General features: G+C 41.3%; 27 protein-coding genes. All 27 read left to right on the plus strand.

The genetic code is table 11. The features are described from left to right. Positions 1-42: 42 nt before the first annotated feature. The 27 genes from aspS to BUB05_RS04005 all read left to right on the plus strand — a co-directional run bounded on the left by aspS (position 43) and on the right by BUB05_RS04005 (position 26,064). Positions 43-1,821: an aspartate--tRNA ligase gene (gene aspS / locus BUB05_RS03875; protein ID WP_073047475.1), complete on the plus strand. Its 1,779-nt coding sequence runs from the start codon at positions 43-45 to the stop codon at positions 1,819-1,821. A 1-nt stretch (position 1,822) separates the two neighbouring features. Continuing rightward, positions 1,823-2,512: a tRNA threonylcarbamoyladenosine dehydratase gene (locus BUB05_RS03880; protein WP_073047478.1), complete on the plus strand. Its 690-nt coding sequence runs from the start codon at positions 1,823-1,825 to the stop codon at positions 2,510-2,512. A gap of 20 nt (positions 2,513-2,532) precedes the next feature. Continuing rightward, entirely contained in the window at positions 2,533-2,949 is a 417-nt protein-coding gene (locus BUB05_RS03885) for a SoxR reducing system RseC family protein (protein ID WP_073047481.1), read from the plus strand. A gap of 1 nt (position 2,950) precedes the next feature. Then, positions 2,951-3,211, plus strand: a complete 261-nt coding sequence (locus tag BUB05_RS03890) for a metal-sensitive transcriptional regulator (protein ID WP_073047484.1) — start codon at positions 2,951-2,953, stop codon at positions 3,209-3,211. A gap of 11 nt (positions 3,212-3,222) precedes the next feature. After that, a complete protein-coding gene (locus BUB05_RS03895; RefSeq protein ID WP_073048213.1) occupies positions 3,223-4,443 on the plus strand; it encodes a serine hydroxymethyltransferase in 1,221 nt (406 codons plus the stop codon). Positions 4,444-4,459: 16 nt separating this feature from the next. Then, positions 4,460-5,788 (plus strand): replication-associated recombination protein A, encoded by a 1,329-nt coding sequence (locus BUB05_RS03900; protein WP_073047487.1) that lies wholly within the window; start codon positions 4,460-4,462, stop codon positions 5,786-5,788. Continuing rightward, complete coding sequence (locus BUB05_RS03905) at positions 5,788-6,288, plus strand: hypothetical protein (RefSeq protein WP_073047489.1); 501 nt, start codon at positions 5,788-5,790, stop codon at positions 6,286-6,288. The genes BUB05_RS03900 and BUB05_RS03905 overlap by 1 nt, the downstream gene beginning before the upstream one ends. A 223-nt stretch (positions 6,289-6,511) precedes the next feature. Beyond that, positions 6,512-6,958 carry an RrF2 family transcriptional regulator gene (locus BUB05_RS03910; RefSeq protein WP_073047491.1) on the plus strand — a complete coding sequence of 149 codons (447 nt, stop codon included), beginning with the start codon at positions 6,512-6,514 and terminating at the stop codon, positions 6,956-6,958. Then, positions 6,958-8,130 carry a cysteine desulfurase NifS gene (gene nifS / locus BUB05_RS03915; RefSeq protein ID WP_073047494.1) on the plus strand — a complete coding sequence of 391 codons (1,173 nt, stop codon included), beginning with the start codon at positions 6,958-6,960 and terminating at the stop codon, positions 8,128-8,130. The genes BUB05_RS03910 and nifS overlap by 1 nt, the downstream gene beginning before the upstream one ends. Position 8,131: 1 nt before the next feature. Then, entirely contained in the window at positions 8,132-8,569 is a 438-nt protein-coding gene (nifU, locus tag BUB05_RS03920; RefSeq protein WP_073047498.1) for a Fe-S cluster assembly scaffold protein NifU, read from the plus strand. After that, positions 8,556-9,611 (plus strand): tRNA 2-thiouridine(34) synthase MnmA, encoded by a 1,056-nt coding sequence (gene mnmA / locus BUB05_RS03925; RefSeq protein WP_073047501.1) that lies wholly within the window; start codon positions 8,556-8,558, stop codon positions 9,609-9,611. The genes nifU and mnmA overlap by 14 nt, the downstream gene beginning before the upstream one ends. Positions 9,612-9,739: 128 nt before the next feature. After that, the gene (alaS, locus tag BUB05_RS03930; RefSeq protein WP_073047504.1) at positions 9,740-12,373 is read left to right on the plus strand and encodes an alanine--tRNA ligase; all 2,634 of its coding nucleotides are present in this window, start codon (positions 9,740-9,742) and stop codon (positions 12,371-12,373) included. Positions 12,374-12,437: 64 nt separating this feature from the next. Next, on the plus strand, positions 12,438-12,704 hold the full coding sequence (locus tag BUB05_RS03935; protein WP_073047507.1) for an IreB family regulatory phosphoprotein: 267 nt from the start codon (positions 12,438-12,440) through the stop codon (positions 12,702-12,704). 76 nt (positions 12,705-12,780) lie between these two features. Next, positions 12,781-13,710 (plus strand): aldo/keto reductase, encoded by a 930-nt coding sequence (locus tag BUB05_RS03940; protein ID WP_245819743.1) that lies wholly within the window; start codon positions 12,781-12,783, stop codon positions 13,708-13,710. A gap of 218 nt (positions 13,711-13,928) precedes the next feature. Next, positions 13,929-14,348: a Holliday junction resolvase RuvX gene (ruvX, locus tag BUB05_RS03945; RefSeq protein ID WP_073047514.1), complete on the plus strand. Its 420-nt coding sequence runs from the start codon at positions 13,929-13,931 to the stop codon at positions 14,346-14,348. Continuing rightward, positions 14,345-14,584, plus strand: coding sequence for a DUF1292 domain-containing protein (locus BUB05_RS03950; protein WP_073047517.1), 240 nt, complete (start codon positions 14,345-14,347; stop codon positions 14,582-14,584). The genes ruvX and BUB05_RS03950 overlap by 4 nt, the downstream gene beginning before the upstream one ends. Positions 14,585-14,850: 266 nt before the next feature. Continuing rightward, complete coding sequence (locus BUB05_RS03955; protein ID WP_073048216.1) at positions 14,851-15,324, plus strand: Fur family transcriptional regulator; 474 nt, start codon at positions 14,851-14,853, stop codon at positions 15,322-15,324. Next, complete coding sequence (locus tag BUB05_RS03960) at positions 15,297-16,973, plus strand: ribonuclease J (RefSeq protein WP_073047521.1); 1,677 nt, start codon at positions 15,297-15,299, stop codon at positions 16,971-16,973. The genes BUB05_RS03955 and BUB05_RS03960 overlap by 28 nt, the downstream gene beginning before the upstream one ends. 332 nt (positions 16,974-17,305) lie before the next feature. Further along, positions 17,306-18,322 carry an endolytic transglycosylase MltG gene (mltG, locus tag BUB05_RS03965; RefSeq protein ID WP_073047524.1) on the plus strand — a complete coding sequence of 339 codons (1,017 nt, stop codon included), beginning with the start codon at positions 17,306-17,308 and terminating at the stop codon, positions 18,320-18,322. 8 nt (positions 18,323-18,330) lie between these two features. Further along, positions 18,331-18,978 carry an O-methyltransferase gene (locus BUB05_RS03970; protein WP_073047527.1) on the plus strand — a complete coding sequence of 216 codons (648 nt, stop codon included), beginning with the start codon at positions 18,331-18,333 and terminating at the stop codon, positions 18,976-18,978. A 98-nt stretch (positions 18,979-19,076) separates the two neighbouring features. Next, a complete protein-coding gene (locus BUB05_RS03975; protein ID WP_073047530.1) occupies positions 19,077-20,294 on the plus strand; it encodes a peptidase U32 family protein in 1,218 nt (405 codons plus the stop codon). Positions 20,295-20,327: 33 nt separating this feature from the next. After that, entirely contained in the window at positions 20,328-20,942 is a 615-nt protein-coding gene (gene udk / locus BUB05_RS03980) for a uridine kinase (protein ID WP_073047533.1), read from the plus strand. 161 nt (positions 20,943-21,103) lie between these two features. Further along, positions 21,104-22,798, plus strand: a complete 1,695-nt coding sequence (locus tag BUB05_RS03985; RefSeq protein WP_073047536.1) for a GspE/PulE family protein — start codon at positions 21,104-21,106, stop codon at positions 22,796-22,798. 13 nt (positions 22,799-22,811) lie between these two features. Next, a complete protein-coding gene (locus tag BUB05_RS03990; RefSeq protein WP_073047539.1) occupies positions 22,812-23,867 on the plus strand; it encodes a type IV pilus twitching motility protein PilT in 1,056 nt (351 codons plus the stop codon). Between the two features lie 13 nt (positions 23,868-23,880). Continuing rightward, a complete protein-coding gene (locus BUB05_RS03995; RefSeq protein WP_073047542.1) occupies positions 23,881-25,095 on the plus strand; it encodes a type II secretion system F family protein in 1,215 nt (404 codons plus the stop codon). Between the two features lie 96 nt (positions 25,096-25,191). Then, positions 25,192-25,611, plus strand: a complete 420-nt coding sequence (locus tag BUB05_RS04000) for a competence type IV pilus major pilin ComGC (protein WP_073047545.1) — start codon at positions 25,192-25,194, stop codon at positions 25,609-25,611. A gap of 75 nt (positions 25,612-25,686) precedes the next feature. Beyond that, positions 25,687-26,064: a competence type IV pilus major pilin ComGC gene (locus BUB05_RS04005; protein WP_073047548.1), complete on the plus strand. Its 378-nt coding sequence runs from the start codon at positions 25,687-25,689 to the stop codon at positions 26,062-26,064. Positions 26,065-26,075 lie beyond the last annotated feature (11 nt).

Genomic DNA, 26,075 nt, shown 5'->3' on the forward strand with positions numbered 1-26,075 from the left:
ACGGCCTATTATTAAAATAAAAAATGATAATCAGGAGGAAATATGGAAAAATTAGGATCAACAAGAAGAACCATCAAATGCGGCAATCTTAGAAGCAGCCATATTGGAGACAATGTTACTGTTATGGGATGGGTGCAAAAGAAAAGAAACCTGGGAAGCCTTGTTTTTGTGGATATTAGAGATGTAGCCGGAATAGTGCAGGCTGTATTCGACGAGGACCTGAACAAGGAAGCATTTGAAAAGGCTTCAGATGTAAAAAGCGAGTATGTAATTGCCGTTACTGGAAGCGTAAGGGAAAGGCAGTCAAAAAACGACAATATGCCTACAGGTGATATTGAAATATATGCAGATGAAATCAAGATATTGAGTGTATCTGAAACTCCACCTATCTATGTAAGGGACAATGATGATGCTTCGGAAGTCATGAGACTGAAGAACAGATTCCTCGACCTCAGGAAGCCATATATGCAAAACAACCTTATTACAAGGGCCAAGACCACAAAGATAATAAGGGAATTCATGTGCGAAAATGAATTTCTTGATATTGAAACGCCGGTTCTCAACAAACCTACACCGGAGGGGGCAAGAGACTATCTTGTACCCAGCAGGGTAAACAAGGGGTCCTTCTATGCACTGCCTCAGTCGCCACAGATATTCAAGCAGCTCTTGATGGTGTCAGGATACGACAGGTACTATCAGATAGTAAAATGCTTCAGGGACGAGGATTTAAGGGCCAACAGACAGCCTGAATTCACACAGCTTGACGTTGAAATGTCTTTCGTGGACATAGAAGACGTAATTTCAATAAATGAAAGACTTATTCAAAAAGTCTTCAAGGAAGTAATCGATGTTGATGTTACACTTCCAATTGCAAGAATGTCATATGACGAAGCCATGAACAGATACGGTTCGGACAAGCCGGACCTAAGATTCGGTTATGAATTCAATGACCTTACAGATGTTTTTGCAAATTCCGAATTCAATGCATTCAAGGCCAACACAGTTGAAGGCAATTCAATAAAGGGGATTGTCATAGAAAAGAGTGCTGATGAATTTTCAAAGAAAAAGATATCCAAGCTTGAAAAATTCGCAAAGACTTACAATGCAAAAGGACTTGCCTGGGCAAAGATCGAAGATGGAGAGTTTGTTTCGCCTGTTGCCAAATTCCTGAGTGATGAAGAGAAGAATGGACTGGTTGAAAAGCTGAACCTTGAAGAAAAAGACATAGTATTCATAATCGCGGACAAGAATACAGTAGTCAACAATGCTCTGGGAGCACTGAGGAAGAAAATAGCAGAGGACCTTGACAAGATCGACAAGTCGAAATTCGAATTCCTTTGGATCACTGACTTCCCGCTCTTCGAATATGATGAAGAGGAAGACAGGTATGTTGCCAAGCACCATCCGTTCACAAGCCCTGTGGACGAGGATATCGACAAGCTTGAAAGCAATCCTTCCGAAGTGAGGGCAAAAGCTTACGATATAGTGATCAATGGAGACGAAATAGGCGGAGGAAGCATAAGGATTACGGACAGGACTCTCCAGCAGAGAATGTTCAAGGCTCTTGGACTTTCGGAAGAGGAAGCAGAAGCCAAGTTCGGATTCCTTCTCAATGCCTTCAGATATGGTGTTCCGCCACATGGTGGAATTGCATACGGCATAGACAGACTGGTAATGACTCTGACAGGAAGCGAAAACATAAGGGACGTAATAGCATTTCCAAAAACACAAAGTGCAACATGCCTGCTTTCAGGAGCCCCTACGGATGTTGATGAAGCTCAGCTTCATGAACTTGGCCTGAAACTGGACCTGGAAGAATAACATGAATCCCTGGTCCAGGCTGGAAATAATCTACGGCATTGAAAATGTACAGAGATTCAGGAATGCAAATGTGATGATAGCAGGTCTTGGCGGAGTGGGATCCTACTCTGCCGAGGCAGTATGCAGAAGCTTTGTGGGAAAGATGACCATTGTGGATTTTGACACCTACGACATTACCAATCTGAACAGACAGCTCCACTCAACGGTGGAAAACCTGGGAAGAAGCAAGGTTGATGTCATAGAGGAAAATATCCTTTCCATTAATCCCGACATAGCAATAAAAAAATACGATTGCAGAATTGAAGAAAAAAGCATTGAAATATTTTTCAAAAATGATAAAGTTGATTATGTTATTGATGCCATAGATGATGTCAATGCAAAAATACTGCTCATAGACTACTGCCTGAAAAACGACATAAAGATCATAAGCTGCATGGGGACCGGAAACAGGACAAATCCCCAGGCTTTCAGGATAGCAGACATATACAAGACCTTCAATTGCCCTCTTGCAAAGAAGATGAGAAAGGAATTGAAGGCAAGGGGAATAAAGAGGCACAAGGTGGTATTTTCGGAAGAAACTCCGAAAAAGTCACTGGAAACCGGAGACATAGGAAGCAACTCCTTTGTCCCTTCATCTGCAGGCCTCCTCCTTGCATCCTATGTGATCAATGATTTGGCGGAATGCAACTAATGAAATGAAAGAGTGATAAAATGGAAAAAATAGCACAAGTAGTATTTATAGAAAATGGAACAGCACATATTAAGGTGGCAAGGGCATCGGCATGCGGCGACAACTGCGCATCCTGCGGAAGCCAGTGTACTGACGAAGGCCATGTATTGAAGGTTAAGGATGAGGGTTATTTCCCCGGACAGCTGCTGACGGTGACTACAAAAGACGTCAATGTTCTCCTTTATTCAATGGTTGCCTATGGAATACCCCTTTTGGTCATGATAATCGCATCATTGCTGGCATACAACTTCATAGCTTGGGGAAACAGGGAAATAGTTTCTTCGGCAATCGGTGTTTTGTCCCTTGTGGTTTCATTTTACATATTGAGAACAGTAGATAAAAAAATATTTAAGCATAATGATATTATTGAAAGCATAAGTCCTTATAGAGGTGAGTAAAATGGATTCAAATAAACAGTTGCTTAATAGAATGAAAAGAATCGAAGGCCAGGTAAAAGGCATTCAAAGAATGATTGAAAACGGTGAATTCTGTGGTGATGTACTTATACAGATTTCGGCTGCAAAATCCGCCTTGAACAAGGTTGGAGGCATGGTAATGGAAAACTACGCCAAAAACTGTTTCAAGGAGAGGGCGGAAGCTGAAGATCCCGAAAAGGCCCTGGAGGAACTGTTAAATATAATAATAAAATATTCGAAATGAGAGGAGTAAACATGTTTGAGAATTTGAAAAACACAGATGTAGAAATTTATGAATCAATACAAAGAGAAATCGGAAGACAGCATAGAAATCTTGAGCTCATAGCTTCGGAAAATGTTGTTTCAATGTCCGTACTTGAAGCAATGGGAAGCCAGTTGACCAACAAGTATGCGGAAGGTTATCCTGCAAAGAGATACTATGGCGGATGCGAGTTTGTAGATGAAGCGGAAACTCTTGCCATAGAAAGATTAAAGAAACTTTTCAACGCGGATCATGCCAATGTACAGCCTCATTCAGGCTCAAACGCAAACCTAGGCGTATACTTCGCTGTTTTGGAACCCGGCGACAAGATAATGGGTATGAACCTGTCTGAAGGCGGACACCTCACTCACGGAAGTCCCGTTAACATTTCAGGAAAATACTTTGAAATAGTACCTTACGGTGTGGATCCGGAAACTGAAGTAATAGACTATGAAAAGGTAAGGGAAATTGCAGTAAAGGAAAAGCCAAAAATGATAGTTGCAGGTGCCAGTGCCTATGCAAGAAAAATCGATTTTGCTAAATTCAAGGAAATAGCAGACGAGGTGGGAGCATACCTCATGGTGGACATGGCTCACATTGCCGGTCTTATAGCTGCAGGACTTCACCAGAATCCTGTTGAATATGCTGACTTTGTAACAACTACAACCCACAAGACCCTCAGGGGACCAAGAGGTGGAGCAATACTGTGCAAGGAAAAGTATGCAAAGGCTGTTGACAAGGCTATATTCCCGGGAATCCAGGGCGGACCTTTGATGCATGTCATTGCCGCCAAGGCCGTATGCTTCAAGGAAGCTTTGGAAGACGACTTCAAAGAGTATCAGAATCAAGTTGTGAAAAATGCAGCAGAGCTTGCAGTACAGCTTAAGAAAAAAGGATTCAGACTTGTATCGGACGGAACAGACAACCACCTTATACTCTTGGACATGAGAAGCAAGGATGTTACAGGAAAGGAAGCTGAAAAGATACTTGGAGACATCAATATTACAGTAAACAAGAACACCATACCAAACGATCCAAAGAGTCCTTTCGTAACAAGCGGAATAAGAATAGGAACACCTGCCATCACTACAATAGGGCTTGTTGAAAAGGATATGGCAGAGATTGCAGACATAATGAACTGTGCATTCACTCAGTCACAGGACAAGGAAACGCTTATAAAAAGAGTTGAAGCATTGATGAGCGTTTACGAATAGACAGGAAGGTAACAACGTGGACTTTTTTAACATGAATTACGATGAATTCATAAAGAAGAATAATCCTTTGGCCGACAAAATGAGGCCAAGGGATCTTTCTGATTATGTTGGGCAGGACCATATACTTGCCGACGGAAAAATGCTTAGAAGGGCAATTATGGCCGACAGGCTCAGTTCCATAATACTGTATGGCCCTCCCGGTACGGGTAAAACAACCCTTGCCCGCATCATTGCCGAAAAGACTGAAAAGAACTTCGAGACACTGAATGCTGTTACATCGGGAATCAAGGACATCAAGGAAAAAATCAATTATGCAATAAATGAAATTTCCATGTACAACAAGCAAACTATCGTATTCATCGACGAGATCCACAGATTCAACAAATCGCAGCAGGATGCCCTGCTGCCATATGTTGAAAACGGCACTATAATCCTCATAGGAGCCACTACTGAAAATCCTTACTTTGAAGTGAACAGCGCCCTTATCTCAAGGTCAATGATTTTCCAACTGAAAGCACTGGAGCCTGAGGACATAACAATAATCATAAACAGGGCAATGGAGACTGTTATAAACGGCGAGCTTGGACTCAATGCAGAAATCGATGGCAATGCCGTGCAGCTTATTTCGGACTATAGTGGCGGAGATGCAAGAAAGGCATTGAATGCCCTTGAACTTGCAATACTTACTACTGAAAGAGACGAAAACAACCATCTGATAATAACTGTGGAAGATGCAAAGGAAAGCATACAGAGCAAGACTTCATACTATGACAAGAACGGTGACAACCATTATGATACCGTTTCGGCATTCATCAAGAGCATAAGGGGCTCGGACCCGGACGCAGCACTGTTGTGGCTTGCCAAGATGCTCAATTCAGGTGAAGACCCCAAGTTCATAGCCAGGAGGCTGGTGATCAGCGCTTCCGAAGATATTGGCAATGGAGATCCGAAGGCACTGGGCATTGCAGTGGACTGTTTCAATGCAGTCAATGTAATTGGAATGCCTGAATGCAGGATAAACCTTTCTCAGGCTGTTACATATCTTGCCTGCGCACCTAAAAGCAATGCAGCATACGTTGCAATAAACAAGGCAATGGAATATGCAGGGAAGAAAAACCCCGAGGTTCCAAACCATTTAAAGGATAAAAGCTACAAGTCGGCATCTAAACTGGGCCATGGCGTAGGATACAAATATCCCCACAACTACAGGTACAGTTATGTCAAGCAGGATTATTTTCCTCTTGATTTTGACTCGGAAAAGTTTTATAATCCTAAGAATATCGGTTATGAGAAAAACATAATACGATATCTGGACTTTTTGAAAGAAGTCGAAGAGGAGGAATAATGAATTTTACAGTTGAATTTAACGGCTTTCACGATATTGACGCCCTTGATAACATAAGGGAAAAGCTGGCGGATATAGATAGCTCAAAAAGCTACAACATAGTAATAGAATACAACAACCTTATAGTCGAGGAACAGATTTTGTCAGAAAACTACATGCTTGAAATTAAGCCCGAGCACCTAAGATACCTGAGAAAGCTGAGAACAACCCTTGAGGATGCAGACATCAATGTCAAAAAGATATATCTTTTAGGTTCCCTGGACAAGTCCCTTTTGTCATCCCTGAGAGTGGCGGCTGAACCTACGGTTGATTCCGAAGAAAGCAAAAACATAATGTGGCCCAGCAAGGAGCTGTACCTTTATGACGGAGGTAAGCAGATCCTCGACGACCTTCTTGAAAACGAAGAAATAGACGTTGACGAGTATGAGGCAAAGCTTAAGCTGCTGCAGATAGAATTCGGCCTTCTTGACTTTCTTGAAAAGGAAAGCTATATCAACTAATTCGCTGTGCATGAACGCATGGCTGTGATTTGAACACAAGTTTTCAAAATGCGAAAGAACCTTGAAAAGGGTTCTTTTTTTGGTAATTTTTGCATTTCAACTTATGATGGCATGATGAAATCGATGTCATGGGAATTTCCGCAAATAAATGTTGACAAATTTACTAGGGTATATTATACTCAGTTAAAAGTCTAGTGTTTCACTTGGGATTAGAGGTGATTATTTGTTATTATCTACAAAAGGACGTTATGGACTGAAGGCAACCTTCGAATTGGCCAAAAATTATGGCACCGGTCCGGTGAGTCTTAAAATAATTTCACAAATGTACAATATATCTGAAAACTATCTTGAACAGCTTCTGTCAAAGCTGAAAAAGAAGGGATATATAAAAACCGTAAGGGGAGCCAATGGTGGATATCTTCTCGCTATGGATCCTTCGGAAATAACAGTAGGAATGATTTTAAGGGCATTGGAAGGAGAGATGTCGCCGTCGGACTGTCTGTCGTCGGATCTTTGCAGCAGGGAATCCATTTGTGCAACAAGGGTTGTGTTTGAAAAAATAGAAAAAAGCATCAACGATGTGATCGACAACACATATCTAAGCGATATGGTAAGTCAGCATACTAAAGTAATGGAGGAGCATTCGAAAGAAATGCTGGAGGTAGAATAATGGAGAGAAGAGTGTATTTGGACAATGCAGCAACAACCATGGTTAGACCTGAAGTGGTTGAAACCATGAATGAATACTTTACTGAACTATATGGAAATCCATCAAGTATATATGATTTTGGACAAAAAGCCAAGAAAGCCCTTGCCGGTGCAAGAGAAACCGTAGCCGGATTGATCAACGCCGATGTTGATGAAATTTATTTCACCGGATGCGGATCCGAATCGGACAACTGGGCAATCAAGGGTGTAGCCGAAAAATACTGCTCCAAAGGCAAGCACATCATTACATCAAAAATAGAACACCATGCAATACTTCACACATGTGAGTATCTTGAAAAAAACGGCTTTGAAGTTACTTACCTTGAAGTGGACGAATATGGAATGGTGAGCCTTGATGACTTGAATGATGCCATCAGGGAAGATACGATACTTATTTCAATAATGTTCGCAAACAACGAAATAGGTACAATCCAGCCAATTAAGGAAATCGGTGCAATCGCAAGGGAGAAGAACATATTCTTCCATACCGATGCAGTACAGGCATTCGGACATGTGCCGATAGACGTTGAAGAAATGAACATAGACATGCTTTCAGCATCAGCCCACAAGATTCACGGACCAAAAGGTGTTGGAATGCTTTACATTAAAAAGGGAATAAGACCCGAGAATCTTATTCATGGAGGAGCCCAGGAAAGAAAGATGAGAGCTGGTACAGAAAATGTTCCAGGCATCATGGGCTTTGCAAAGGCTGTTGAAATAGCCGGTGAAACCATGGAGGAAAGCATCGGTAAAACAACTGCATTAAGAGACAGGTTGATGAAGCTTATTCCTGAAAAGATAGAAAACGCCAAGCTGAACGGTCATCCCACAAGCAGGCTTCCGGGCAATGTGAATTTCTCGTTTGAATTCATAGAAGGCGAGTCATTGCTGCTGTATCTTGACATGGACGGAATATCAGCTTCAAGCGGTTCCGCCTGTACATCGGGGGCACTCGATCCGTCCCATGTACTTATGGCAATAGGGCTGCCTCATGAAATTGCACACGGTTCATTGAGACTGAGCCTTTCTGATTTTAATACAGAAGAAGATGTTGACTATACAGTTGAAAAACTTGTAAATGTAGTAGATAGATTAAGACAAATGTCGCCATTATATACAGGTAGGAGGAAATAGAATGTATACAGAAGAGGTTATGGATCACTTCAGGAATCCAAGAAATGTTGGAGAAATAGAAAACGCAGACGGTATTGGAGAGGTAGGCAATGCCCAATGCGGAGATATAATGAAAATATATCTGAAAATAGATGACGACATCATCACTGATGTCAAGTTCCTTACTTTCGGATGCGGATCTGCCATTGCATCGTCAAGCATGGCAACGGAGCTTATCAAGGGAAAGAGCATCGACGAGGCTGTTGAGCTTACAAACAAGGCTGTTGTAGATGCCCTTGGAGGACTTCCGAAGGTAAAGGTACACTGTTCGGTACTTGCGGAGCAGGCTGTAAAGGCTGCACTCCACAATTACGCCGAGAAAACTGGAAAAACAATCAAGGGTCTTGAGGATTTCGATCCTGATTTCGATGTTCACGAGCATGAGCATGAACACCTTTAATAAAAAAGTTTTGCTGGGCATGAGCGGTGGTGTGGATAGCACCGCCGCTGCTGTTGTTTTACAGCAAAAGGGATATGAAGTAATAGGCGTGACCTTTGTCCAGACAAGCTTTGAAGAAATGGAGACGGCAATAGGGGACGCAAGGAAAGCTGCCCGAGTTCTTGGAATAGAGCACTATGTACTTGACCTGAGGAAGGAATTCAATGAGGAAATCATCCAATATTTCCACTCGGAATACGACAGGGGAAGGACACCCAACCCATGCGTCAAGTGCAACCAGGTCGTAAAATATAAAAAGTTTCTTGAAGAAGCGGACAGGCTTGGTGCCTGGTATATCTCTTCGGGACAATATGCGAAAATCGTTTCGGAAAACGGCAGATACCTGATAAAAAAAGCCGAAAACAAATACAAGGACCAGAGCTACTATCTTTACAATCTCAAGGAAAAAGACCTTGAAAGAATTCTCATGCCTTTGGGAGACATTAAAGACAAGGAAGAGGCCAGGCAGATAGTCAAGGACATAGACCTTGACTTTTCCCAGAAGAAGGACAGCCAGGAAATCTGCTTCATAAGCGACAACGACCATGTCGGCTTCCTGGAACAATATATCAATCCGCAGAAAAAGCTTGGTAATTTCGTGGACACAAAGGGAAGAATCCTCGGAAAGCACAAGGGGATACACAAGTACACCGTAGGCCAGAGGAAGGGTCTTGGAATAGCCCTGGGCTCTCCAAGATATGTCGTGAAGATAGATGCAATAGACAACAGTGTGGTCTTAGGCGTTGAAAAGGACCTGTATGCTGAAACATGCACACTTGAAGAATACAATATCGTATACGACGATTACAAGATAGAAGAGAAGCCTTTGATGTGCAAGATAAGGTATTCAGCAAGGGAAGCCGAAGCTTCAATAAAAAGGGACGGACAGAGACTTGTTGTGAACTTCACTGAGCCTGTAAAATCACTTGCACCGGGACAATCCATGGTATTTTACGATGGAGATGTACTCGTAGGCGGTGGAATAATAAATATTGATGTATAGAAAAGGTTGACATATCCACCACCCTTAATTATAATTTTAATGAAACTCGTCCGTGGGGACGAGTTTATCTACATACTTGAAAAGATAGACTATTCGTTGACATACGAGTTGCATAGATGGAGGATAAGATGAACAAATATTCCGTAGACAATATCAGAAAAAGCTTTATCGAATTTTTCGAAAGCAAGAATCACCTGGCAGCACACAGTTTTCCTTTGATACCTAAAAACGACAATACACTTCTTCTTGTGAATGCAGGAATGGCTCCCCTTAAAAGATATTTTACAGGTGCGGACACTCCGCCAAGGACAAGAATGGTTACATGCCAGAAATGTGTAAGAACCGGAGATATTGAAAATGTGGGGCACACTTCAAGGCACTGTACATTTTTTGAAATGCTTGGAAACTTCTCCTTTGGAGACTATTTCAAGAAAGAGGCAATAGCATGGGCATGGGAATTCATGACTGAAAAAATGGGTCTTGATGATTCCAGGCTATGGGTTTCTGTATATCATGAAGATGATGAAGCATACAATATCTGGAAAGATGAAATTAAGGTTCCTGAAGAACGAATCGTAAGACTTGGAAAGGAAGACAACTTCTGGGAACTTGAAGTGGGCCCAAGCGGTCCATGTTCCGAGATATACTATGACAGGGGAGAGCAGTACGACTGCGGAGATCCAAACTGCATGCCGGGCTGTGACTGCGACAGATATGTAGAAGTATGGAACCTTGTATTTACCCAGTTCAACAAGGATGAAAAGGGAGAATACCATCCCCTTGCAAATCCAAACATAGATACAGGTATGGGTCTTGAAAGAATGGCAGCCGTGCTTCAAGGCAAGGAAAATGTATTTGAAATAGAGCCCCTTGTATCAATTATCAAGATGGTTGAAAAGATAAGCGGAGTGGAATACGGCAAGGACAAGAAGACCGACATTTCGGTAAGGATAATTACAGACCATGCAAGAGCTGTTACCTTCCTCATAGGAGACGGTGTAATACCTTCAAATGAAGGAAGGGGATATGTACTTAGAAGGCTTCTAAGAAGAGCTGCCAGACACGGAAAACTCCTTGGCATCAGGGATAATTTCATGACTACAATTTCCAAGCTTGTTGTAGAGATGTTCGGCGAAGCATATCCGGAACTTGCAAATTCAGCAGACCAGATATATAAAATTATTGAAATAGAAGAAGACCGATTCAGCAAAACCATAGACCAGGGTATTGAAATTCTCAATACATATACTGAAAAGATGGAAAAAGATGGGACTACTGAACTTTCCGGAGAGCAGGCATTCAAGCTTTACGACACATATGGATTCCCATTTGAACTGACTGAAGAGATCCTTGGTGAAAAAGGACTTACAGTAAGTGAAGAATCCTTTGTGGAATTCATGAACAAGCAGAAGGAAAACGCAAGAAAAGCAAGAAATGCATCTGCCGGAGAAGCCTGGCATGGAAGCAGTTTCAAGATTGAAAATACAGAAAGTACCCTGTTCAAGGGATATACCGAAAAAGAAACAGAAGCTACAATCTTGAAACTTTACGATGAAGAATACAATGAAGTGCAGTCAATAGATGGCAAGGGATTTGCTGTAACCGATGAAACCGTTCTATACGCTGAAAGCGGCGGCCAGAAAGGTGACTGCGGCATTATGGCGGGAGAAGGTGTTTCCGCCCATGTCGAAGATGTAACCAAGGCAAACAACGACATCTTCCTTCATCATGTAAAGGTGACTGCGGGAACATTGAAAACAGGAGACAAGGTAAAGGTAACCTATGATATTCGTGGAAGGAATGCCACTGCGGCAAACCATACCGCTACACACCTTCTCCACGAAGCTCTGAGACAGGTTCTTGGAAGCCATGTAAACCAGTCGGGATCCCTGGTTGAAAAGGAAAGGTTGAGATTTGACTTCTCCCACTTTGAAGGAATGACTGACAAGGAAATCGAAGAAGTCGAGAAAATGGTCAATGAAAAAATCTTTGAAAATCTACAGGTGACTACTGCAAGCATGACACTTGAAGAAGCAAAGGCTTCGGGCATCACTGCACTTTTCGACAGCAAGTATGGTGAAAAGGTAAGAGTTATTAGTGTTGAAGGATACAGCAGGGAACTTTGCGGCGGAACCCATGTGAAGAACACTTCAGAGATCGGTCTTTTCAAGATTGTGAGTGAAACAGGAATAGCTTCCGGAATCAGAAGAATTGAAGCGCTTACGGGAATGGATGCCTTTGACTATCTCAACGCCTATAGGGAAAATACTCTAAAACTGGCTTCAAAGTTGAAGACAAAGCCGGAAAACATTGAAAACAGAATAAATCAGATACTTGCTGAAAGCAAGGAAAAAGATGCTGTGATTCAAAACTACAAGAGTGAAGCTGTAAAGGCCGAGCTTGGAAACATTCTTGACAACTACACTGAAGAAGGCAATGTAAAGATATTCCTGAACAATCTGGGAGAATCAGATGCCGATCAAATGAGAGAGCTTTCCGACAGGATAAAGGATAAATATTCAGATTCTGTAGCCGTCCTTGCTGCAGAAAGCAACGGAAAGGTTCTGCTGATTGCTTCAGTTGCAAAGCCTTTAGTCAAGGAAGGGCTTCATGCCGGAAACATAATAAGGGAAGCTGCGAAAGTTGTCGGCGGTGGAGGCGGTGGAAGACCGGACTTCGCTCAGGCAGGAGGAAAGAAACCTGAAAAAATAGATGAAGCATTAAATAAAGCACTGGAAATCATCAAAGATATGATAAAATAGATTGAATTATTGCTTAAATGTACTTATAATTAGATTAAAGTAATTCATAAAAAGGTCTAGAGGGGTGGTTAGCTTGGATAATAAGACGACACAATTTGATTTTGGACTGAACAATGTCAACGAAGTAAAGGAAATTATAAAATCCGTACTCAATGCATTGAACGAGAAGGGGTACAATCCTGTAAGCCAGATTATCGGATACATACTTTCGGGAGACCCTACTTATATAACCAGTCATAATAACGCAAGAAGCATAATCATGAAAGTTGAACGTGATGAGCTTCTTGAAGAAATACTAAACGATTATTTGGAAAATCTAAAAAATGAGTAACAATAATTAGCAGTATTCTTGTAATACTGCTATATTTTTTGCAATTACAATTGTTGCAAATGTAGGAGATGAAAACTTGGATTTAAAGGAAGCTTCAAAAATCTGTTATGGAACTCTGGCCCTAAGTCCTCTTCAATGCGAGTATTCCCTTGAAAGGAAGGCCGAGCTGCTTCTGTACGGATATGAAAGAGGCATGAATTTTTTTGACACGGCAGAGCTATATGACAATTATGACATATTCAGTGAACTTCTGAAAAAAGTAGACAGGGAAGACATAATAATATCGACAAAATCATATGCATGGTCCGAAGAAACTGCAGAAAAAAGCATAGAAAAAGCCCTTAAGGAAATGGATACGGCCTATATAGACATATTCATGCTTCACGAACAGGAAAGCATCCATACCTTCAGAGGACACTACGATGCAGTAAAAAGACTGCTGAAGTACAAGGAAGATGGAATCATAAGGCACTTCGGCATATCAACCCACTTCCACAGTGCAGTAAGAGACCTGGCAGACAAGGATGAAATAGAGATAATCCATCCCATATTCAACAGAAAAGGTTTGGGCATAGTCGACGGCACCATTGACGACATGACTGAAAGCATAAACCTTGCCAAACAAAATGGAAAGAAAATACTGTCCATGAAGCCCCTTGGAGGAGGACACCTGACGGAAGCCCCTGCAGATGCCCTTAAATTCTCCTTCGAATCCCCGCTTGTTGACTGGACTGCAGTAGGCATGAGATACGAAGAGGAAATAGACTTCAACCTGGCTGTCCTCAACAATGAAGACCCCGAAGGATTCCTGGAAGACAGTATTAACAATAAAAAAAGAAAACTTAAAATCGCATACTGGTGCACCGGCTGCGGCAACTGCGTCGAAAGATGCCAGCAAGGTGCCTTGAAAATAACAGACGGTAAATGCATCGTGGACAGTGACAAATGCGTCCTCTGCAGCTACTGCGCTTCCGCATGCGATGAGTTTTGTATAAAGATAGTTTAAAAACAGGAGACCGTCGTCAAAGCAATAGTGAAGCGATTGTTAAGTAACAGTAGAACCTGGATTAAACAAATAAACAGTGGAACGGTTATGAGTGACAGTGAGGTCTCGACTTGGAGGCTCGTCAATCATCCTTATCAACAAGAGATTGTCGTGCCGACGGAGTAGGGAACTGTCAGTCATAATCGTGGAACGGTAAATAGAATAAAAAAGGAGTTAACATGAAGCGATATATGGCACTTGACGTAGGCGACAACACCATCGGAGTAGCCGTAAGCGACCCCCTCAACATAACCGCCCAGGGAGTCAAAACAATTAGAAGGGTCAGCTACAGAAAAGATTTCGAAGAACTGAAAAGAATCATTGAAGAATATGGAATAACATCAATAGTAGTGGGACTTCCAAAAAAACTTGACGGTACAGTAGGCATACAGGCTGAAAAGGTACAGAGGTTTGTGAAGAAGATGTCCTACAAGTTTGAACAGGAAATCATATACGAAGACGAAAGGCTTACAACCCTTATGGCAGAAAAAGTGCTCATAAGCGGCAATGTAAGCAGAAGCAAAAGGAAGGACGTCATCGACAAGATGGCTGCAGTAAATATACTTACAACATTTTTAGACAAGGGAGTGAAAGAATGAGCAATTATATAGAACTTATAAACGACGAAGGCAAGAAGGAAAAAATCGAAATCCTGGCAACCTTTCATCTGGATGAAGAGGAATATGCCGTATTGAGATACCCCGACAGCGAAGAAGGAATGATATACAGGGTTGAAAAAGACAAAGGACAACCCGTATTCGTCATGATAGAAGACGACGAAGAACTTGAAGAAGTCATCCAGATCTATGAAGGAATGGCTGACGATTTAATCTAAGCACTCTCAATTGAGAAATTTACCATTTGACAAAACTGTCAATTAATAATACACTCTTACTGAGAATAAAAGTCAAATGATTTAGACTTAATAAACACTAGATAATGTACCAAACTAATGGAACAGATATGAATGACAGCGAGGTCTCGACTTCGACGCCCTTGTATCAACATTATTAATCATAGATACATGGAAGGAGGGAGTAGGGAGCTGTTAGGCATATCTGTGGAATGGTGAATACTATAAATAATGAGAGTGGTGGTAAAATGACAAATTTTGAAATATTTAAAGAAAAATTGAACAATGCAGGTTACAAACTGACTACACAACGTAGAGTAGTATTCGAAATAATAAATTCCAATGAAGGAAAGCACTTTAGCCCGGAAGAAATATATGAAATAGTAAAAATAAAGCATCCGGAGATCGGACTGGCTACAATTTATAGAACGCTGAAATTATTTGAAAAAATTGATATTGTTTATAAATTAAACTTCAATGATGGCTGTAGTAGATTTGAATTAAGTCATGTGGAAGATGAAGCTCACAGACACCACCATTTGGTGTGCCAGGTATGCGGCAAGATCGAAGAGGTTAAGATCGACTTGCTTCAGGACCTCGAGAAAATCATCGAAGATGAATACGATTTTAGTATACACAACCATACTCTGAAGTTTTACGGTATTTGTAGTGACTGCAAAAATAGGAGGAAAAAATGCAAAAAGGAAACGACAGAAAATTAAAGCTGGTTCCACTTGGAGGAATGGGTGAAATCGGCAAGAATATCACAGTACTTGAGTACGGAAATGATATAATGATAGTTGACTGTGGTATGGGATTCCCGGAAGATGAAATGCTGGGAATCGATATCGTTATCCCAGACATATCATATTTAATTAAAAACAAGGATAAAATAAGAGGGGTAGTAATTACCCACGGACACGAAGACCATATAGGTTCAATACCATATCTTTTGAAAAAGCTGGAAGTGCCAATTTACGGAACAAAGCTTACAATAGGTCTAATTGAGAAGAAGCTCATAGAACACAGACTGGACAACAAATGTCTCCATGTCGTGAACCATGATGACAAGATAAAGCTTGGCTGCTTCCAGGCCCACTTCATCAGAAGCAACCACAGCATACCTGATGCTTCATGCATAGCCATAACCACGCCTGTTGGTGTTGTTTTCCACACGGGAGACTTCAAGGTGGACTTGACACCGGTAAAGGGAGAGCCGATAGATCTTCACACAATTGCCGAGTACGGCAAGAAGGGAGTTCTTCTTGCCCTTTCGGAAAGTACCAACATTGAAAGCCCCGGATACTCACTGTCCGAAGGCTCTTTGTCCAACAATTTCATAGAGCTTTTCAAGAAGGCCAAGAAAAGGATAGTTGTTGCAACCTTTGCTTCTAACGTGCACAGGGTGCAGCAGATAATCGATGCTGCAAAGATATTCAAGAGAAAAATAGTCATATCGGGACGAAGCATGGTCAATGTCATCGATGTTGCCACAAACCTTGGATACCTTGATCTAAATCCGGACATGATAGTAAACGTCAACGATATAAACAAATACAAGGACAAGGAACTAGTAATAATTTCAACAGGAAGCCAGGGCGAGGAAATGGCCGCACTTTCAAGAATGGCCGCCGATGAACACAGAAAAATCGAACTCCGACAGGGAGATACTGTAATAATCTCCGCAAGTCCTATACCCGGAAATGAAAAATCCATAAGCCAGGTAATAAACCTGCTTTATGAGAAAAACATAGAAGTTATCTACGACAAGCTGTATGATATACACGTATCCGGTCATGCAAAGCAGGAAGAGCACAAGCTCATGCTGGCACTCCTTAAGCCGAAATTCTTTATACCGGTACACGGGGAGGCAAGGCATCTCAAGAAACATGCCGAGCTTGCTGAAAAAATGGGTATAAAAAACAAGAACATCATGGTTATCAAAACAGGCGACATGGTTGAAATAACCAGAAAGGAAATGAAGCTTGGACAGAAGATCCAGTCGGGCAATATCCTGGTCGACGGCCTTGGAGTCGGAGACGTTGGAAACATAGTGCTGAGGGACAGAAAGCATCTTTCCGAAGACGGTCTAATAATAGCAGTTGTAACAATAGACAGGTCGTCCGGTACTGTACTTTCAGGCCCCGACATCATATCAAGGGGATTCGTATACGTGCGTGAAAACGAGGACCTTATGGTTGACTCAAGAGCTGCCGTACAAGCCGCCCTTGAAAAATGCTTTGCCAACAACGTAAGGGAATGGTCCGCCATCAAGTCCGCCATCAAGGACGAGCTGAGCAAATTCATCTACAGCGAAATAAAAAGAAGACCGATGATACTTCCGATAATTATGGAAGTCCGGAATTCGTAAAACGAATTCCAGGCTCTAATGAAAATTTCATTTTTAGCATAGCACCAACGCTTCAAGGGGCTATGCATATCAAGTTTTCAAGAACTGCCCAAGATTCGTAGACGAATTCCAGGCTCTAATGAAAATTTCATTTTAAGCATAGCACCAATGCTTCAAGGGGCTATGTATATCAAGCTTTCAATAGATGCAGGAGCACACCCTAGCACATAACCTTCCCATGAAGCATTTTATATGCTCCATGGGATTATGCATTTTTACCATTCAACTACTGCTAAACAACTGTTTAGCCACTGCTTAACAACTGTTCTACTATTGTTTAACGGAGGTAGATCATGAAAAAATCTGCAAAATTAATACTGACATTGATTGTCATTTTAGCAATAGCATTTTTCAGCGCATCAAACTACTACAATGACAATATAAAGCCTGTAGCCATTGAAGACAGCAGTACTGTTGTACTGACTGTTCCAACAGGGACAACACCTGGCGGCATAGGTGACATCCTGTATGACAATGGCCTTGTCAGCGATTTGACTGTATACAAAGTGTATCTGAAGCTGAATGGCAGAGGCTCGTTGTTCAAGGCAGGAGACTACGAAATGTCAAGGTCCATGAGCCTTGATGAAATCTGCAGCCTGCTTGAAAACGGCAGCAATGTGAACAGAACAATCAATATAACAGTGAGGGAAGGACTGACTATCATTGAAGCCGCAGAGGAAATCAACGAACAGCTTTCTATTGACAAAGATAGATTCCTGAGTCTGTGCGATGATGTTGAATATTTTTCCCATGAATATGAATTTCTAAAGTCGGAAAATATTAAAAGCCTTGAAGGCTATCTTTATCCCGAGACTTACAATGTATATCTGGATTCTGACGAGGAAACCCTGATAAGAAGATTCCTTGACGGATATCAATCCATATATGATTCATATATGGCGGATAACATTGATGACATCAACGACCTGAACAGGATAATGACTATGGCGTCAATCGTTGAAGGAGAGGCATTGAAGGATTCCGAAAGACCTGCGATATCTTCTGTTTTTCACAACAGAATTGAACTGGGATGGAAGCTTGAATCCTGTGCAACAGTGCAGTATGCCCTGGGGGAAAGAAAGCCAAGGCTTACCTATGATGACCTTGAAATAGATTCAGTATACAATACATACCTTTACGAAGGATTGCCTCCCGGACCTATAAACTCGCCGGGACTTGAATCGATTAAGGCGGCACTTAATCCTGAAGAAACAGACTATTTATTCTTTTTGGCAAAGGGAGATGGTTTCCACTATTTCACCGACAACTATGATGATTTCCTTGAAGCAAAGAGAAAATATATAAACTAGGTGAAGACATGGAACTGATAAATAAAAGATACATACCTGAATACCTTAGAAGCCTCATAGTGGAAAAAGACGACGAAATGGCCGAATTCAGGCTTCAATGCGAAGAAAAGAAGATACCCATTGTCCACAAGGAAGTAGGGCAGCTCATCAAGCTTCTCATTACAATGACAAATACAAAAAGGATACTTGAGCTGGGAACGGCTGTAGGGTATTCTTCCATTATGATGTCCAAAATCATTGACTCTGAAGACGGTCTCATCACCACTGTTGAAAGAAGGCAGCTCTTCATAGACCAGGCAAAGTCAAATATAGACAAGTATAATCCGCCTACCCCTATAGAAATCAGGGAAGGGGATGCATTGGAAGTGCTTGATTCCATAGAAGGGGAATACGACATGATATTCCTTGATGCGGCAAAGAGCAAGTACATGGACTTCTTTCCAAGATGCATGAAGCTTCTTAAGCCCGGAGGACTGATCGTATCGGACAATGTACTGTACAAGGGAATGATAGCGACAGATGACCTTGTAGTGAGAAGACAGAAGACCATAGTTAGAAAAATGAGACAGTATCTCAAATTCATAAGCGAGCACGAAGCGTTGGAGACATCCATTCTTCCCATGGGTGACGGGGTGTCGATCAGCTATAAAAAGTAAAATTTTCATATAAAATCTGATAAACAAGAAAGAAACAAGAAAACAACGAAATAGATATTGACTAGCTTTGATTAGTTTTAGTCTACAAGGAGCAAGTTATGAAAAGACCTGAAATTTTAGCACCTGCAGGCAACCTGGAAAAACTGAAAATGGCTGTTGAATATGGTGCAGATGCAGTATATTTTGCAGGGCCTGAGTTTGGACTCAGAGCAGGAGCAAAGAATTTTAACCGCAAAGATATAGAAGAAGCAGTGGAATATTGCCATGACAGGGGAGTCAAGGCATACGTCACACTCAACATCATAGCCCATGACAGACACTTTGAAGGTCTGACAGAGTATGTAAGATTCCTGGATGAGGCTGGAGTTGATGCCGTTATAATTGCGGATCCCGGAGTAATGACTGTAGTCAAGACTGCTGTCCCGGACATGGAAATACACCTGTCGACACAGGCAAATACTACAAATCATCTTACTGCAAACTTCTGGTATGACATGGGAGTTAAAAGGATAGTGCCCGCAAGGGAGCTTACCTTTGAGGAAATAAACGGAATAATCGAAAACAAGAAGGAAAATCTTGAGGTTGAAACCTTTGTGCACGGTGCTATGTGCATCTCATACTCTGGAAGATGCCTTCTAAGTTCTTATATGACAAACCGCCATTCAAACCTTGGAGACTGCTCCCATCCATGCAGATGGAAATACAGCCTGGTTGAGGAACAGAGACCAGACGAGTACTACCCTGTAGTAGAAGATGACAATGGCACCTTCATATTCAATTCAAAGGACCTCTGCATGATCAACAACATAAAGGACCTTGTGGATGCAGGAATTGACAGCTTCAAGATAGAAGGAAGGATGAAAAGCTCCTACTATGACGCTACAGTCGTAAGATCCTACAAGAATGCCCTAAATGACTGTCTTGAAGGAAAAGAATTTGACAGTTACTGGTACGATGAGATAAAGAAGGCTTCCCACAGGGACTTCACCACCGGCTTCTATTACGGAAATCCCAGGGAAGACGGACAGCTATACACTTCAAGTTCCTACATCAGGGAATATGACTTCATAGGACTTGTAAAGGAATACGATGCGGAAAACGGCATAGCGCTGGTTGAACAGAGAAACAAGTTCTCCGTAGGCGATGAGATAGAAATTTTCGGGCCGGACATAAGACACTTTGATTTTACAGTTGAAAAAATGTATAATAGTAAAGATGAGGAAATAGAATCAGCACCTCATCCTCAGGAGTTAATAAAGCTTAAGATAGACAGGGAACTGAAGCCCTGGTATATCCTAAGGCGGGTAGTGAAGTAAAACTCTCAAGTCCCACTCATAGAGGAGCAAGTCATGAAAAAACCGATTTTTATAGGTATAACAGGCGGAAGCGGTTCAGGAAAGACAACAGTCGTCAAGAAAATCAAGACAGCCATTCCTTCCAAAAGCCTCACTGTAATAGAACAGGACTCCTACTACAAGGATCAGAGCCATTTGTCCTTTGAGGAAAGATGCAAAACAAACTATGACCATCCCTTGGCTTTTGACAACGATCTTTTGATTGAGCATCTAAAGGATCTTGCAAAGGGAAAGGAGATTGAGAAGCCTGTCTATGATTATGAGACCCACAACAGGAAGGAAGAAACAATAACAGTAGAACCGAGGGATATTATAGTACTCGAAGGTATACTTATCTTCTATGATGAAAGACTCAGGGACCTTCTGGATATAAAGATATTCGTGGATACGGATTCGGACATAAGACTTGTAAGAAGGATAATAAGAGACATGAATGAAAGGGGAAGGTCTATAGACTCTGTACTTAACCAATACATGCAGACCGTAAGGCCTGCCCACGAACAGTTCATAGAGCCTACAAAAAAATACGCAGACATCATAATTCCCGAAGGCGGACACAATCTTGTGGCAATCGACCTCATGGTTACAAAGATAAAGTCGATAATTTAAGGATCGAAGATAAAATTATAGTCATACCCCATTAATTATATTATTTTTAATATAATTATGGTATCATATAAATATATATTCAAATTTACTATTAAAGGTAACTTGAATATATTTTTTTTTACTGGGTATTTATTAACTGAATTCATAATAAGGATGATCATATGATAAACAAAATTAAAGCGATGAAACTTGGGGATTTACTGATTTATTCAGGTAAACTAAACAACGACCAGCTCACCGAAGCTCTCAGCCTTCAGAAAAAGACGGGGCAGAAGCTCGGTGAAATTCTTGTGGAAAAAGGCTGGGTCAATGAAAGAGATATAATAGAAACACTAGAGCAGCAGATGGGAATCGAAAGATATGACATTCAAAACAACGTAGTGGAAGCAGAAATACCAAAACTAATAACAGAAAACCTTGCAAGAAGATACCTTGCAATACCTGTAAAAATCAATGAAACTACAAGCAAGCTTACAGTTGCAATGTATGACCCTCTAAATATCTATGCCATAGACGATATAGAGATTGCCACGGGACTTAAGATTGAACCTGTCCTTGCCAGCAAGAAGGACATCAACAGTGCTATAGACCAGTTCTTCGGCAAGCAGAATGCAGAGAAGGCCATAGAGGACTTTTCAAAGCAGTACAATGAAGAGGGCATTGAAAGCAATATAAGCGAGGAATCCCTTGAAGCCATAAGGCAGGCTCCGGTTGTAAGGCTTGTGAATTCAGTCATAAAACAGGCTCTTAAGTCAAGGGCAAGTGATATCCATATAGAACCATTCGACACAATTGTAAGGATAAGATACAGGATTGACGGCCAGCTCCAGGAAGTAATGACACCTTCAATAAACACACACTCTGCAATAGTAACAAGGATCAAGATCATTGCAGGCCTCAATATTGCAGAAAAGAGGAACCCCCAGGACGGAAGGGTGGAGATGCAGATAGACGAGAGAATAGTTGACATGCGTATATCCATACTGCCTACTGTCCATGGAGAAAAGATAGTTATCAGGCTTCTTGACAGGGCCAATTTCCTCATGTCAAAGACAGACCTTGGATTCACCCCTGATAACCTTGAACTTTTCGAGGACATCCTTGACATACCAAATGGAATAATACTGGTTACGGGACCGACAGGTAGTGGAAAAACCACTACTCTTTATACTGTCCTCAGCGACTTCAACGACATGGCAACAAACATCATAACTGTTGAAGACCCGGTGGAGTACCGTCTTGACGGCATCAACCAGGTTCAGGTAAACGAAAAGGCAGGACTTACCTTCGCCAGTGGTCTCAGGTCCATACTGAGACAGGACCCGGACATCATTATGATAGGTGAGATCAGGGATATGGAGACTGCACAGATAGCCGTAAGGGCCGCAATCACAGGCCATATAGTTATAAGCACACTCCATACCAACGACGCACCGTCAACCATCATGAGATTGATCGATATGGGGGTAAAACCCTATTTGATATCCACATCAGTAAAGGGAATCGTAGCACAGAGACTTGTAAGGACCATATGTCCACACTGCAAGGAATCCTACCTAATAACGGAAGCCGAGAAGAAGATTCTCCATGTCCATGACGACATACAGCTTTTCAGGGGAAAGGGATGCAAGAAATGCTACAATTCAGGCTACATGGGAAGAACTTCAATACACGAAATAATGAAGATGACACCGGAAGTAAGAAAGGAAATAGACACAACAGCGTCAACAGACAATATCAGGACGGAAGCCAACAGGCAGGGAATGAGAACCCTGAGGGACAACTGCATAGACCTTGTTATACAGGGAAAAACTACAGTGGAAGAAATGCTGAGAGTTGCATACACAGTAGATTAAAGGGAGGGGTTACATGTACAATATTCATGAAATACTAAAGAGAACCATCAGTATGGGGGCATCCGACCTCCATATAGCGGCAGGCTACTACCTTACAATGAGAATCGACGGAAAGCTTGAAATCGTCGACGACAGGATCCTGACAGCTGAAGATACACTGAATATTGCCAAGCAGATTCTTACAGAGAAACACATGCAGATGATTGAGGAAAAAGGCGATGCAGACATGTCCATGTCTGTTGCAGACACCGGGAGATTCAGGATCAACGCCTTCAAACAGAGAGGATCAATCAGCATTGCCGTAAGGGCGGTTTCACTGACCATACCTTCTCTCGAAGAACTGGGACTGCCTCCTATTCTGAGGGAGCTTACCAAAAAGAAAAGGGGAATGATACTAGTAACGGGACCTACGGGAAGCGGTAAGTCTACGACCCTTGCATCAATGATAGATATAATCAACCGGGAAAGAAACAATCACATAATCACCCTGGAGGACCCCATAGAGTACCTTCACAGGCACAAGAAGTGCATAGTCAACCAGAGGGAAATGGGTTCCGACTTCGACAGATTCGGTCAGGGACTCAAGTCCTGCCTTAGACAGGATCCTGATGTAATCCTCCTTGGAGAGATGCGTGACCACGAATCCATAGAGATAGCACTGACTGCAGCAGAAACAGGTCACCTTGTTTTCTCGACGCTGCATACAATAGGTGCCGCAGCTACAGTGGACAGGATAATAGATGTATTCCCGCCTCATCAGCAGCAACAGGTTGCAGTCCAGCTGGCAAACGTACTGGAGTCGGTTATATCCCAGCAGCTCCTGGTAAAGAACCAGGGAGGAAGGGCCGTTGCAACGGAAGTTATGATAGCAACTCCGGCAATAAAGAATACAATAAGGGAAAAGAAAACCCACCAGATTATGAACAGCATCCAGACAGGTGCCAAGTTTGGCATGCACACTATGGATGCAGACCTTCTTAATCTATACAGATCAAATACCATATCAAAACAGACATTGTTCCAGTCATGCATTGACAGGGATTATATCAAGCGTTTTGTCATGGTGTAAAGGGGGTTACAATATGCCTAGTTTTAAATATATAGCGTTAAACAATAAAGGGGCGAAGGTCAGAGGAAACTACACTGCAGCCACAGCCTCCGATGTAGCTGAAATGCTCAAGCACAAGAAATTTTTCCCTGTTGAAATATCCGAAGACAAGGGCTACAAGGATTCCGAAGGGATTCTTTCAAGGTTTACAAAAATAAAGGCAAAGGACCTTGCAGTCTTCTGTCGTCAGTTCCAGGCAATGTTAAATGCAGGTATCCCGATAATCAACTGCCTTGATATTGTTCAGCAACAAACGCAAAAAAAGAAATTCAGGGTAATTATTGCAGATATTTATGAGCAGTTACAGAAGGGATATACCTTCTCAGAAGCTCTCAAACAACATGCGGATACCTTTCCAAACATCATGATATCAATGGTTGAAACAGGGGAGCTTAGCGGTAACCTGGATGTAATCATGACGAGGCTTGCCGAGCACTTCGAAAAGGAATTCAAGATTGAAAACAAGGTTAAGAGTGCCATGGCATATCCAGTGATACTTGTTATTGTTACAATTTTAGTTGTAATTTTCATGCTGACCCAGGTATTGCCTACATTTGTATCAATGTTTGAAAGCTCTGGAGTAGAACTTCCACTTCCTACTCAAATCATGATGTCAATAAGTGATTTTCTAATAACTAAATGGTATATTCTTGTATTTGGAGTTGGCGTAATAGCATTAGCTATGACCAAAATTGAGACTTCCAGTGAAATGAGAATAAAACAGGATCATTTCAAACTAACCAAGATACCAATTTACAAGGATGTAAGTGTAAAAATAATTTCTGCAAGATTTACAAGAACAATGGCTACCCTGATTGGTTCTGGTGTTGAACTTCTTTCAGCAATAGAAGTAACCAGCCGAGTTACAGGAAACAAATATGCAGAAAATATTTTAGGTAAAGTCGCAGATGATGTAAAAAAAGGTGTAGGGATGTCTGAACCCTTAAGAAGGTACAATCTGTTTCCGCCTATGATTCCATCTATGATTAAGATTGGGGAAGACTCCGGAGCGCTGGAAGATATACTTGATAAAACAGCAGATTTCTACGATGAAGAGCTCGACACTGCAATACAAAGGCTTACATCAATGATAGAACCAATCATGATTGTTGTAATGGCTGTGGTTGTAGGTTCAATTATTATAGCAATGATGATGCCTATGTTTGATATGGTGAAGACTGTAAAGTAAAAATACAGATTAATTTTTAAAAACAATGAATAAAGAGTATTGTCAGGGGTATTATATAAGCAGATGAAAAAATCTCAAATTTTAGGAGGAAATAATATGTTTAAATGGATTAACAAATTAAAAAACAAGAAAGGATTTACACTCATCGAGTTGATTGTGGTTTTGGCGGTATTGGGTATTATTGCTTTGATAGCTATTCCGAGGTTTTTGTCGGTTCAAGAACAAGCTAAAATTGATGCGGACTATGGAACTGCTGCTGGTATAGCTAAAGCTGCAGAACTGTATTATGTACAAGCTGGAACTGCTAGTATGACTGCCGTTGATACTAAATGGTCTGCTGACATTGATGACATGTCATCAGATGGCTATATTGATTCATGGACAGGCTGGCAATCATCTGAAGAGACTGAAGTTTATATTCTTATTGATCCAGCTGGTGGAGGAACTGTTGAAGTATATATGGATGATACAGATTTAGAAGCTAACCAACTGTACCCAGATACAAGAACTGAATAATATGAATTGTTTTGTTAAATGAATATCTAAAAATGCAGTCATTTTATGACTGCATTTTTAAAAAGAGGTGTATCTATGAAAATTAAATTTAAAAATGGATTTACTCTTATAGAATTGATTATTGTATTAGCAGTTTTATCAATCATTGCTTTAATAGCAATTCCAAGATATCTTTCGGTTCAAGATAAATCAAAAAAAGAAGCTGATTATGGGAATGCTGCTTCAATAGCTAAGGCAGCAGAGGTATATTTCGTACAAGAAGAAGAACCTTCTATAAATCCTACTATTGGAGATTTAACAGGAAAATATTTAAATGATGAATGGATTGGGTGGCAACATCCTGATAATAAAGGTAAAGATGTTTATATTGTAATCAGACTTGACACTGGTGGCACTGTAGGTGTTTATGCTGGGAATAGTTCGAGCGGCACAATACTGTATCCCAATCCCTAACGATGTGTGCC

This window comes from Dethiosulfatibacter aminovorans DSM 17477 (assembly GCF_900142005.1).
Lineage (GTDB): Bacteria > Bacillota > Clostridia > Tissierellales > Dethiosulfatibacteraceae > Dethiosulfatibacter > Dethiosulfatibacter aminovorans.